Origin of the sequence: Aliiglaciecola sp. LCG003 (assembly GCF_030316135.1) — a bacterium.
In the GTDB taxonomy this organism is placed as follows: Bacteria; Pseudomonadota; Gammaproteobacteria; order Enterobacterales; family Alteromonadaceae; genus Aliiglaciecola.
In genome coordinates this window covers 949,976-962,296 of the sequence record NZ_CP128185.1, presented here as the reverse complement: position 1 = coordinate 962,296, position 12,321 = coordinate 949,976, and the positions used below count along the sequence as shown (strand labels likewise).

Below are 12,321 nucleotides of genomic sequence, written 5' to 3'. Positions count from 1 at the left end.
TATGACAGCAGACTTAACTGGCCAAGAACAAATTGCCGAAATTAACGGTATTTCGATATGTTATGAAACCTTTGGTGAGCCCCATCAGCCTGCACTGTTGCTGATAATGGGACTTGCTACCCAAATGATTCATTGGGATGACAATTTCTGTCAATTACTGGCTGAGCAAGGCTTTAGAGTAATTCGATTTGATAATCGAGATATCGGTAAAAGTAGCCATTTAAAAGGCGCTCAAGCACCTAGTCTCACGTCGGTTTTAGCCAATCAGTGGTTCGGTAAAAAACTCAAAGCCCCTTATACCTTAGATACCATGGCTGAAGATGCCATCGCTTTGATGGATCATCTGAAGATTGAAAAATTTCACGTTGTGGGCGTCTCCATGGGCGGGATGATTGCGCAGTGTATAGCGATCAAACAACCGAATCGAACCATGAGTTTAACCTCGATCATGTCCACTACCGGTAATCAATCCCTGCCTAAACCGAAAAAATCAGTGATGCTCAAGGTGATGCAACCACCGCCAAAAGAGCATGATGCTTACATAAAATATGCCCTAGGTTTGTGGAAGTTATTACATGGCCAGCGTTTCCCATTTTACCAAGAACGGATGACCAAACTACTGGAAAGAGCCAAAGAGCGCAGCTTTTATCCCGCAGGTGTGTGGCGTCAAACCTGCGCGATTTTAGCGTCTGAGGACCGCACCAAAGCGTTGCAGAAGTTGCATCTTCCGACCTTAGTTATGCATGGTGATGCCGATCCCTTGGTCCCAGTTGAGTGTGGTAAAGCCACCGCTGAGGCAATAAACAACGCCCATCTACGTGTATTCCCAGGTATGGGCCACACACTGCCCGAAGAACTATGGCAGCAAATGATTAAAGAGATCTTGGACGTAGTAGCTAGAGCAGATGCTATAGCGAGCTAATTACGGGCTAATCTAAATCCGGGAACAGGCTATCTTGCTTGGCTAGTGGAGCTGGATCTTTAATAGTTTTAGCTTTTCTTTGGGCTAGTTTCTTGCGCCTTTGACAGGCTTTAATTATCACTCGCTTAGCATAAGGGGTGGTTTGCAACCAATATAAGCGTTCTTCCCGGCTTCTATAGCAACCAAGGCAATATCCGCTATCTCCTGTTTTGCATACCGCAATACAGGGACTGGGAATGTCGAAGAGTTCTATCTGGTCCATATCAGGGTGCACTCAACCACTAACGAACAGAAACCTGATTCATTTTGTCGGCGGACATTGTCATTTAGATCTCAATTACAGTAAAAGAGCTAAGATTATGGCGATTTATTCGTCAGTCGTACAGCCCAATGGCTATTTTAAGCAATAAAAAAGCCGAGATACAATCCCGGCTTTTACCTACTTAAGCTGAGCTTAATTATTTTTTCTTGGCTTTTGGATTAGGTAAATCAGTAATGCTACCTTCGTACATTTCTGATGCCATACCAATAGATTCATTCAGCGTTGGATGAGCATGGATAGTCAATGCAACATCTTCTGCGTCTGCTCCCATTTCAATGGCCAAACCAATTTCGCCAAGCATTTCACCTGCGTTGATACCGATAATGGCACCACCAATCACGCGGTTGCTATCTTTTTCAAAGATCATTTTAGTCATACCTTCAGTACGACCAGACGCGATAGCTCGACCTGACGCCGCCCAAGGGAAAGAGGCTGTTTCGTATTGAATGCCCTGCTCTTTGGCTTCTTTTTCTGTTACACCAACCCAAGCAACTTCAGGATCTGTATAGGCTACTGAAGGAATGCATTTAGGATCAAAGTAATGCTTCTTACCGGCAATGACTTCAGCTGCAACATGGCCTTCATGTGCCGCTTTGTGGGCCAACATAGGTTGACCAACTAAGTCACCAATTGCATAAATGTTACTTACATTAGTACGCATTTGTTTGTCAACATTGATGAAACCACGTTCATCCACATTTACGCCGGCTTTATCAGCAGCAACCAAGCCACCGTTAGGACGACGGCCTACAGCAACCAAAACCTTGTCATATCTGACGGGTTCTGCAGGGGCTTGTTTACCTTCAAAGGTCACGTACAAACCATCTTTTTTGGCTTCAACTGCGGTGACTTTAGTTTCAAGCATAACGTTGAACTTGTCTTTAACGTACTTTTGATAAATCTTGATTACGTCTTTATCAGCAGCAGGAATAAGCTGGTCCAAAAATTCAACTACATCAATCTTCGAACCAAGAGAACGGTACACGGTGCCCATCTCAAGACCAATAATTCCGCCACCCAAGACTAGCATTTTTTCTGGAATATCTTTCATTTCCAAAGCGCCTGTCGAGTCGATAACACGCTCATCATCTTGAGGGATAAACGGCAAAGAAACTGGCTCAGAGCCTGCTGCTATAATCGCGTTGTCGAAGGTAATAACGGTTTTACCGTCTGCGCCTTCAACTTCCAAAGTATTAGCACCGGTAAATTTACCGTAACCTTGGACGTGTTTCACTTTGCGCATTTTAGACATACCAGACAAACCTTTAGTAAGTTGACTTACTACGCTGTCTTTCCAATCACGGACTTTATCCAGGTCGATTTTTGGCTCGCCAAAAACCACACCATGATGCGCCATATCTTTTGCATCATCGATAACTTTCGCTACGTGAAGTAGTGCTTTAGATGGGATACAACCCACATTCAAACACACGCCGCCTAATGTATCACGGGCATCTACTATCACAGTTTCTATACCTAAATCAGCGGCTCTAAACGCTGCTGAATAACCACCAGGACCTGCACCAAGCACGACCAGTTGAGTTTTAATTTCGCTCATTATGACCTCAAATTTCGATTCTATTCTGCCAGACCGGTAAAATTCTACCTATGCCCGCGTCTGTTAGCAAAGGAAAGCGCGGTTAAACGCCTAAAAACATTAAAATAGTATAAATTGACCTGCTTAGAAAGTGCAGAGCAAAGAACCCTGCACTTTCAACTCAATATTACAGCAACATCTGGCGTAAATCCGCCAGCACACTGCTTAAATGTACCGCAAAACGAGCTGCCACAGCGCCATCAATTACCCTATGGTCATAGGACAATGACAAGGGTAATATCAAACGGGGCTCAAACTCTTTACCATTCCATTTGGGCTTCATTTCACTTTTAGATACTCCTAAGATAGCAACATCAGGAGCATTTACAATAGGAGTGAATGCCGTTCCGCCAATCCCGCCTAAACTAGAAATGGTAAAACAACTACCTTGCATATCCGGTGCTTTAAGCTTGCCATCTCTGGCCTTGACACTGATTTCTGTCAATTCCCGCGACAGTTCTATAATACCTTTCTTGTCAACGTCCCTGACCACAGGAACGACTAAGCCGCCCGGTGTTTCCACCGCAATACCAATATGGTAATACTTTTTCTGGATTAAGCTTTCACCGGATTCAGACAACGAAGTATTAAACACTGGATAGGCTTTAAGTGCATCGGCTACCGCTTTCATCATGAACACCAGCGGCGTAATTTTCACCCCTAGTTTGCGCTTCTCAGCAATGGCATTTTGCTCTTTGCGGAAAGCTTCCAAGTCGGTAATGTCAGCATCTTCAAACTGGGTCACATGGGGAATGGTAACCCAATTGCGATGTAAGTTAGGCCCAGAAAGCTTCTGAATACGAGTTAATGGAACTTCTTCCACTTCACCGAATTTAGCGAAATCCACTTTAGGCGGCGCTAAGACTTGTAAGCCGCCAGAGCCACTGCTTACTGATGAACCAGGAGTCATCTTGGGACGAGACAGCTCATACTTCACAAAAGACTGAACATCTTCTTTTAAAATACGTTGCTTAGGTCCAGACCCTGTTACTTGAGTCAAATCGACCCCAAATTCACGAGCTAACCGACGAACAGATGGCGAAGCATGCACTTTGCCACCTGGCTTTTTATCTCCCGCTGAAGGGTGATGTGGCACAGGAGGCGGCTTAGGTGTGTTTGACACTGCAGCTTGAGCTGGCGCTGGTGCATCAGCTTTCGGGGCCGATGCAGCCGGTGCAGAAACGGTTTCCGTGGTTTCCAAGGTGATCACTAATGAACCTTCCGAAACTTTATCGCCGGTTTTGACTGCGACACTCTTTACCGTACCTGCCTTCGGCGAAGGCACATCCATAGTCGCCTTATCCGTTTCCAAAGTGATCAAGCCTGCTTCGGCTTCGATCTCATCACCCACAGCAACTAATACATCGATAACATCTACGTCAGCATCTCCACCAATATCAGGTACATTTACATCAATAACGGACGTGGTGGTTTGCGCACTGATTGTCTCTTGGCCTGCTTGAGCCTGAGGTTCAGCATCAGTTGGCGCTGCACTGGCCGGTTCCTCAGTCTTTGTGCTAGTTTCAGCAACAGTGCCAGTATCATCTCCTTGCGTCTCAAGTAACAAAATAAGCGTGCCTTCGGACACTTTGTCGCCTGTGCTGATTTTTAACGACTTCACCACACCCGCAGCAGGAGATGGAACATCCATGGTCGCTTTGTCTGTTTCTAGGGTGATCAAACCGGTCTCAGCTTCAACGGTATCGCCTTCAGCCACCAGCACTTCAATCACATCAACATCGGCATCACCACCGATGTCCGGCACTTTAACCTCTATGACTTGAACGGAACTAGACGCTGCCTGGTTACTTGCAGGGGCTTGCTCAACCGCAGGGGCTGCAGGCTTAGACTCAGGTTTAGCGTCAGGCTTATTTTCAGCTTGCGGTTGCGCTGCTGGTGCACCACCTGCTAGTTTCATAATCAAGGTGTTGTGACTGACTTTGTCACCAACTTTGACCAATATATCTTTTACCGTACCTGCAAAAGGAGCTGGAATATCCATGCTTGCCTTATCGCTTTCAACTGTGATGAGTGACGTTTCAGCTTCAACCTCTTCACCCACCGCGACACAGATTTCGATAACTTCAACTTCGTCGCCACCAACATCGGGTACCAATACATCTTGTAAATCTGACATTCTGATTGCTCCCTAATTATGCGTAAAGCGGGTTGAGTTTATCGCCATCAATACCGAAATCTTTGATAGCGTTCACTAGAACGGATTTTTCCACATCACCACTTTTGACCAATTCATATAAAGTAGCAACGGCAATGAACTTGGCATCAACTTCAAAATGATTTCGCAAGTTTGCACGGCTATCAGAACGACCAAATCCATCGGTTCCCAACACTTTATATTGTCCGGGTACAAAGGCTCGCACCTGATCTGCGTAACTTTTCACATAATCAGTTGCAGCAATAGTCGGTCCTGCAAAGCCTTCTTCCAAAATAGTAGTGATATATGGCACTTTTGGCTTCTTGTCTGGATTGAGCATATTGTAACGCTCGCAATCTAAACCATCTCGCGCCAATTCGTTAAACGAAGGCACACTGAATACTTCACTGGCAATTGAGAACTTATCTTTGAGCAACTGCGCCGCTTCTCTGACTTGAAGTAAAATCGTGCCAGAACCAAGCAACTTAACTTTCTTCTTGCTTTTCGCTGTGCCGACTTTTTCAAGTGAGTAAATACCTTTGATAATGCCCTCTTCAGCACCTTTTGGCATTTCTGGTTGAACGTAGTTCTCGTTCATCACTGTAAGATAGTAGAAGACATTTTCATGATTCTCACCCATACGGCGTAAACCATCCTGAACCACAACGGCGACTTCATAGCCATAAGTTGGGTCATAGGTAACACAATTTGGGATCAAAGCTGCCTGAACATGACTGTGACCATCTTGATGCTGCAAGCCTTCACCGTTTAATGTTGTTCTACCGGCTGTACCGCCCACTAGGAAACCACGGGCTTGGCTATCGCCAGCGGCCCAAGCCATATCACCTACACGTTGGAAACCAAACATGGAGTAATAGATATAAACTGGGATCATTGGCAAATTGTTGGTCGAGTAAGACGTGCCTGCGGCTAACCAAGACGCCATGGCACCCAACTCATTGATGCCTTCTTGTAGCACTTGGCCTTTTTCGTCTTCTCGGTAGTAAGCCACTTGGTCAGCATCTTGCGGAACGTATTTTTGTCCCTGACTCGAATAAATACCTACCTGTCTGAACAAACCTTCCATACCAAAGGTACGCGCTTCATCCGGAATAATGGGTACGATACGACTGCCGATTTGCTTATCTTTAAGCATGACGGTTAATACGCGCACAAACGCCATTGTGGTTGAAATTTCGCGCTCACCAGAGCCTTTAGTAATGGCTTCGAATGATTTAAGCGGAATCGCCGGTAAATCTTCGTCACTTTGAGCCAAACGAACAGGCATGTAGCCGAATAGTTTTTCACGGCGTTCACGCAAGTACTTAAGTTCAATACTGTCTTCGTCAAACTTGAAATAGGGTAAATTTTCCAACTCGCCATCGGCAATAGGAATATTGAAACGATCACGGTATTGACGCACTGCGTCAGTATCCATTTTCTTGACGTTGTGGGCGATGTTTTTACCTTCACCCGCAGCCCCCATTCCGTAACCTTTAACAGTTTTTGCCAGAATGACCTGTGGACGGCCTTTAGTTTCAGTCGCGCGCTTATACGCTGCGTAGACTTTAACCGGATCGTGACCGCCACGATTCAAGCGCCAAATGTCTTCGTCAGACATATTTGACACCATTTCTTTTAATTCAGGGTATTTACCAAAGAAATGCTCACGAGTATAAGCGCCGCCTTTGGCTTTGAAATTCTGGTATTCACCATCGACAGTTTCGTTCATTACATCTAGCAACTTGCCTGAGGTATCTCGGGCAAGTAGTGGATCCCAATAACGACCCCAGATAACCTTGAATACTTCCCAGCCAGCGCCACGGAAGGTGCCTTCTAATTCCTGGATGATTTTGCCATTACCACGAACAGGTCCATCTAAGCGCTGCAAGTTACAGTTGATCACGAAAGTCAAATTATCCAAGCCTTCACGAGAAGCTAGCCCTATGGCACCTAAGCTTTCTGGCTCATCAACTTCACCATCACCCATAAAGCACCATACACGCTGCTCAGAGCAATCTTTCAGGCCACGATTAGTCAGGTATTTTAGGAAACGGGCTAGATAAATCGCCTGCATTGGGCCTAAGCCCATAGAAACGGTTGGGAACTGCCAAAAATCAGGCATCAATTTAGGATGAGGATAAGAAGAAAGGCCTTTGCCGTCCGCTTCTTGTCTAAAGCCATCTAGCTGCTCTTCAGATAAACGACCTTCAATGTAGGCACGGGAGTAGATCCCCGGAGAGACATGTCCTTGTACAAACAAGAAGTCGCCACCGTCTTTATCATTCGGTGCGCGGAAAAAATGGTTGAAGCCTACATCGTACAACATAGCTGATGATGCAAAGCTAGAAATATGGCCGCCCAGCTCCAAATCTTTTTTGGAACCTCGCAATACCATCATCATAGCATTCCATCGAATGGCATTACGAATCGTCGCCTCGATGGTTTGGTCACCCGGCATTGTGGGTTCCTGGCCTGCAGGAATGGTATTCAAATATGCAGTAGTCGCGGTGTAGGGCAAATGTGCCCCACTGCGGCGAGCTTTTTCGATCAAACTTTCCAGTAGAAAGTGAGCACGTTCAATGCCCTCTTCTGCTAGAACTGCTTCAAGGGCGTCTATCCATTCCTGAGTTTCTTGTGGATCCACATCCGGATGCATCATATCAGCCATGGTGCTTTCCTTTAGTTAGTTTATTAATGAGTTTACTGAGCAAGTCATTAAGAATAGTGCAGGTACCGCACATTTCCTGATTTTCCAGTAAGTTATTTTTAAATTGATGGTTTTTAATCAGCAATTTGATCACTTTTTCACTTCTATGCTTCTTAGCGCTCGTTGAATACGCGAGTCTTGCCGGTTAATTTCCAGCAAGGTGTCTTCAATAAACGCCAAGTGTTCGTTACTCGCTTGTCGCGCCTTTTCCGGATCTCTGTCCATGATGGCCGCGACAATACCTTCGCGCTGCGAGTGAATCACTTCGGACACTCCCGCAACACTGGCTAACATTTCAAGGTTAGCCCGAATATTTTCCTGCAACATGCCCTGCAAGCTACGCATAACATGAACCAATACCATGTTGTGGGATGCCATCGACATGGTTAAATAGAATTCCACCAAGGCTTTAGCTTCATCGGTTTTGTCACCTTCGCTGGGTAATTGTGAAATACTGGCCAAAGCAGATTCCAATGCCGTGTAATCTTCACGCTGACCACGCAACGCCGCGTAATACGCGGCCATGCCCTCTAGGGCGTGACGAAACTCCAATAAGTCAAATTGGGTTTCAGGACGTTTAGCGATGAGCTCCAATAATGGATCAGTGACTGAGGCGGTTAATTTCTGTTCGATAAAGGTGCCACCACCCTGCTTGCGGTACAACAACCCACGGGCCTCCAAATTTTGAATGGCTTCACGTAATGATGGCCGCGATACCGCAAACTTTTCAGCTAATTCACGCTCTGGTGGGAGTTTTTGTCCTGCAAGTAAACGACCATCAATTATCATCGACTCTAATTGCTCTGTGATAACATCCGATAATTTGCGTGACTGAATTCGTTGCATGTTTACTCTAGCACCCCAAATGATAGCGTTCAGTGCCACCATATTTTGTCAGATTGCCCCGCTCAATTGGGCCGCAATCAAAATTGGTAAGACCATTTAACCCAATAGGTTAGACTAGTTGCCTTTCCGGGTAAACAGCAATCCGTCGCTGCGTCAACCCGTCAAGCTTGAAATAAGGACCAAACGCCTATTCTACAAGGGCAAACGCTAAGCCAGCAATGTGGTCTGACCATTTTGATTTTTGCCAAAATATTTAACGAATCCAGCCTGACAAGGATAAAACTGAGATGAAAACAACCAAAAACAGTACGTTGCGCTTTGCCAAGCGAACCAGAGTACATGGCTCTTCGGTACAGTCATTTTCATCCGGCTCGACGTCTTCCGCCGCTTTAGCAACTTCACACAATACTGTTTTAGCCGGGGTCTGCAATCCAGCAAAGTGATGCAGCCAAATAGGTAGGGCACGAGAGAAATGTCCTACCAGTAAAAAGCCTAAAGCGGTGATCCGGACCGGCAACCAATCCAGCACTGCCATAAGTTTATCCGCAATAGGTAACTGCATATCCTGTTGCTCACTTAACCATTGCTGGGTACTTCTGGCTAATACGTATAGTAATGATCCCGCTGGACCAAGTGCCGCAAACCAGATTATCACAGCGGCATAATGTTGATAATTTAACCATACCAGCATTTGACCAAATGAGCTTGGACTGTCACCACTGTGACCGAGTTGGTCGGCATACATGCTACAGGCTTGAAAATCACCGCGATTAGCTGCTTGTAAGTAACATTTATAGGTCGCACGCAATGATGGGCAGCCAATACACACCATCAAGATGGCTGAATCTATAATCAATCTTAGGAAGTTACTATCAATGGCCTGCAACAAAACAAAAAGTAGCAGAGCCGGAATTAATATAATCGCTAAATACACCAAATCAGATGTATTAGCATCTAATAGGCTACGCTTGTGTATAAATCGATGAAATTTAGTCAAGTAAAAATCCGCCTGCCAATACTGAGATTGGGTTGCGACACGCTCGGCAAACAAAACCACAATCAAACTAATCAGGGTCATACAACTTCCTCTTTATTGGCTATAAATTTAACGTTTGTTAGCAAATGCTTTGACGAAAGCGGCACCAGTCAAAGGCGACACCTGGATCAGTTTTACGCTGTGGTGCAATATCGTTATGACCCACAATTCGGCCTAAAGTGATATCTGGATAATGATGCATAATAGTTTGGCTAACCTTCGCCAGCGCAATATATTGCTCATTGCTATAGGGGCTATTATCAGTCCCTTCGAGTTCAATGCCAATGGAAAAATCGTTACATCTGGTACGACCTTGAAAACTTGACAGGCCAGCATGCCAAGCTCGGTCTAAAAATGAAACAAACTGCACCACTTTTCCATCTCGACGAATTAATAAATGGGACGAAACGCGCATCTGGTAGATATGTTTAAAAAAATCATGCTGCTGTGGATTCAGTTTGCCGGCAAAAAAGTCTAGGATATGGTCAGAGCCGAATTGACCGGGCGGCAGAGAAATATTGTGGATCACGAGTAGATTGATATCATAACTGCCGTTTGTTTTCGGCCGCTGATCAAAATGCTCACAGTCAGAGCGATTGCCATGTTCTAGCCAGCCATGGAGTATTTGCATATAAGTTCCCACAATAACAGATCAATAGTCGCGGCAAGGTTTTCATTAGCATAACAGGGTAGCAAAGCACAATGGAACAAAATCAACACAATCAAGATGACACCGGTAAAATGGGCAAATGGATGTTACTTGCCTTCTGGTTAGTAGGCCTAGTGCTGTTGACTAGTTTATTTAGCGGCATATTAGAAAAACAATATAATCCAAATCAACAGCCACAAAGCAGTGCCGATGGCGGAACCATCGAAGTCAGTCTAAAGCGTAATAAGATGGGCCACTATGTGGCTGGCGGTTATATTAACGATGAGCCCGTTACTTTTCTACTCGACACTGGGGCCACTAATGTATCCGTACCAGCCCACCTTGCCAAGCAATTAGGATTAATCGGTGGTGCTAAATATACTGCGTCAACCGCAAATGGTAATATCACCGTTGCCCAAACTCGAATAAACAAGCTAGATTTAGGTGGTATCCAATTGTTTGATGTCAATGCCAGCATTAATCCGGGTATGCAAGAAGACGAAATACTGTTGGGCATGAGCGTGCTAAAGCAACTAGAGTTTACCCAACGGGGTGACTGGCTAATATTGCGTTACCTGTAACTTGGTTAGTTAGAATTTTATTTAAAGAAGATATCAACATGCAAACCACGATAAAACACAATGTATTAAGTGCCCTTGAGGAAGACCTTAACGGTCTTTCTGCCGATGTTGGCGACATAACCGCCAGCCTGATACAACAAGACACCGACGTCAAAGCCGCTATCATCACCCGTGAAGATTGCATTTTGTGCGGCAGCCAGTGGGCACAAGAAGCGTTTTACCAAGTGAATCCGAGTTTACAGATAAGTTGGCTGAAAAAAGACGGTGAAGCCTGCCAAGCTAACGATGTATTATGTGAAATCAGCGGCTCAGCCAAAGCCATATTGACGGCTGAGCGCACCGCTCTCAATTTTTTACAAACCCTATCCGCTACGGCAACGGTTACTCGTAAATATGTTGACGCACTGCAAGGCTCAGGCATCACCTTGTTAGATACCCGCAAAACTATTCCAGGGTTGCGCATAGCGCAAAAATACGCAGTGACTTGTGGCGGCGGGCAGAATCACCGTATAGGTTTGTTCGACGCCTATTTGATTAAAGAAAATCATATATCGGCCTGTGGCACGATAGCTGCGGCGGTGAGCCAGGCTAAACAAATGCATCCAGGAAAGCCTGTTGAAGTAGAAGCTGAGAACCTGGATGAATTACAACAAGCAATAGATGCCGGCGCTGATATTGTGATGTTGGACAATTTTGACAAAGAACAACTCCGTCAAGGGGTTGAACTGAACAAAAAGCGAGTCAAATTGGAGGTATCAGGTAATATAACCGCCTATAGACTGGAAGAATTATACGCTTCAGGTATAGATTTTATCTCTTCAGGCGCATTAACAAAACATATTCAAGCGATAGATTTATCATTACGAATCATATAGTTAAATGTCTTTTGATTAAAATTTGTGTAACTTCAGAGACTCGGGTATATTTCTACATACTTGTCAGCAGAGAATCTCGTTCTATACTGATTATGAATTCAACGAGGACGCCATATTAAACGCACAGCAAGTTTTGGCTTAAACAACTTAACTTTTAATTTACAGTAACTTAATCGCACCCACAAGTGCAGGAGATAGACACCATGAACATGACTCAAATGAAGAACAACAAAGGTTTCACCCTAATCGAACTAATGATCGTAGTTGCCATTATCGGTATTCTTGCCGCTATCGCATTACCTGCTTATCAGGGCTATACCAACAAAGCTAAATTTACTGAAGTAACTAATGCAACTGCTGCAGCGAAATCTGCTGTAGAAGTCTGTGCTCAAGTAAATGGCGCACTTGCTAGCTGTGACGGTGGTTCTAGCGGTATCCCAGCAAACATAGTTGCAGATGCTGATAACGTTGGCCTAACAACAACAGACGGTACTATTGTTGCAACAGGTAAAACTGGTGGTGACTTAGCTGGTAAGACGTATACCCTTACTGCAGCATTTGCCGGTGGTAAAGTGACTTGGACAGCAACATGTAGTGATACCACTCTTTGTTAATAGCTAGAAATTTG

At 44.9% G+C, this 12,321-nt stretch carries 11 protein-coding genes; 4 read left to right on the top strand and 7 right to left on the bottom strand.

All coding sequences use genetic code 11. The features are described from left to right. Position 1 precedes the first annotated feature (1 nt). Positions 2-922 carry an alpha/beta fold hydrolase gene (locus QR722_RS04030; protein ID WP_286285484.1) on the top strand — a complete coding sequence of 307 codons (921 nt, stop codon included), beginning with the start codon at positions 2-4 and terminating at the stop codon, positions 920-922. Positions 923-929: 7 nt separating this feature from the next. Here QR722_RS04030 and QR722_RS04025 read toward each other — a convergent pair whose 3' ends face one another. The 7 genes from QR722_RS04025 to ampD form a co-directional block, all read right to left on the bottom strand. Next, on the bottom strand, positions 930-1,184 hold the full coding sequence (locus QR722_RS04025) for a DUF1289 domain-containing protein (protein ID WP_286285483.1): 255 nt from the start codon (positions 1,182-1,184) through the stop codon (positions 930-932). Between the two features lie 196 nt (positions 1,185-1,380). Next, positions 1,381-2,802, bottom strand: coding sequence for a dihydrolipoyl dehydrogenase (lpdA, locus tag QR722_RS04020; RefSeq protein WP_286285481.1), 1,422 nt, complete (start codon positions 2,800-2,802; stop codon positions 1,381-1,383). A gap of 166 nt (positions 2,803-2,968) precedes the next feature. After that, positions 2,969-4,978 (bottom strand): dihydrolipoyllysine-residue acetyltransferase, encoded by a 2,010-nt coding sequence (gene aceF, locus QR722_RS04015; protein ID WP_286285480.1) that lies wholly within the window; start codon positions 4,976-4,978, stop codon positions 2,969-2,971. Between the two features lie 16 nt (positions 4,979-4,994). Next, positions 4,995-7,667, bottom strand: coding sequence for a pyruvate dehydrogenase (acetyl-transferring), homodimeric type (gene aceE, locus QR722_RS04010; protein WP_286285478.1), 2,673 nt, complete (start codon positions 7,665-7,667; stop codon positions 4,995-4,997). 129 nt (positions 7,668-7,796) lie between these two features. Next, positions 7,797-8,552, bottom strand: coding sequence for a pyruvate dehydrogenase complex transcriptional repressor PdhR (gene pdhR, locus QR722_RS04005; RefSeq protein WP_286285477.1), 756 nt, complete (start codon positions 8,550-8,552; stop codon positions 7,797-7,799). A gap of 253 nt (positions 8,553-8,805) precedes the next feature. Then, complete coding sequence (gene ampE, locus QR722_RS04000; protein ID WP_286285475.1) at positions 8,806-9,630, bottom strand: beta-lactamase regulator AmpE; 825 nt, start codon at positions 9,628-9,630, stop codon at positions 8,806-8,808. Between the two features lie 37 nt (positions 9,631-9,667). After that, a complete protein-coding gene (gene ampD / locus QR722_RS03995; protein ID WP_286285473.1) occupies positions 9,668-10,219 on the bottom strand; it encodes a 1,6-anhydro-N-acetylmuramyl-L-alanine amidase AmpD in 552 nt (183 codons plus the stop codon). A 71-nt stretch (positions 10,220-10,290) separates the two neighbouring features. Here ampD and QR722_RS03990 point away from each other — a divergent pair, with 71 nt between their 5' ends. The 3 genes from QR722_RS03990 (at position 10,291) to QR722_RS03980 (ending at position 12,307) form a co-directional block, all read left to right on the top strand. After that, positions 10,291-10,818, top strand: coding sequence for a retropepsin-like aspartic protease family protein (locus QR722_RS03990; protein ID WP_286285471.1), 528 nt, complete (start codon positions 10,291-10,293; stop codon positions 10,816-10,818). A gap of 38 nt (positions 10,819-10,856) precedes the next feature. Next, positions 10,857-11,693, top strand: coding sequence for a carboxylating nicotinate-nucleotide diphosphorylase (gene nadC, locus QR722_RS03985; RefSeq protein ID WP_286285468.1), 837 nt, complete (start codon positions 10,857-10,859; stop codon positions 11,691-11,693). Between the two features lie 203 nt (positions 11,694-11,896). Then, complete coding sequence (locus QR722_RS03980; RefSeq protein WP_286285466.1) at positions 11,897-12,307, top strand: pilin; 411 nt, start codon at positions 11,897-11,899, stop codon at positions 12,305-12,307. Positions 12,308-12,321 lie beyond the last annotated feature (14 nt).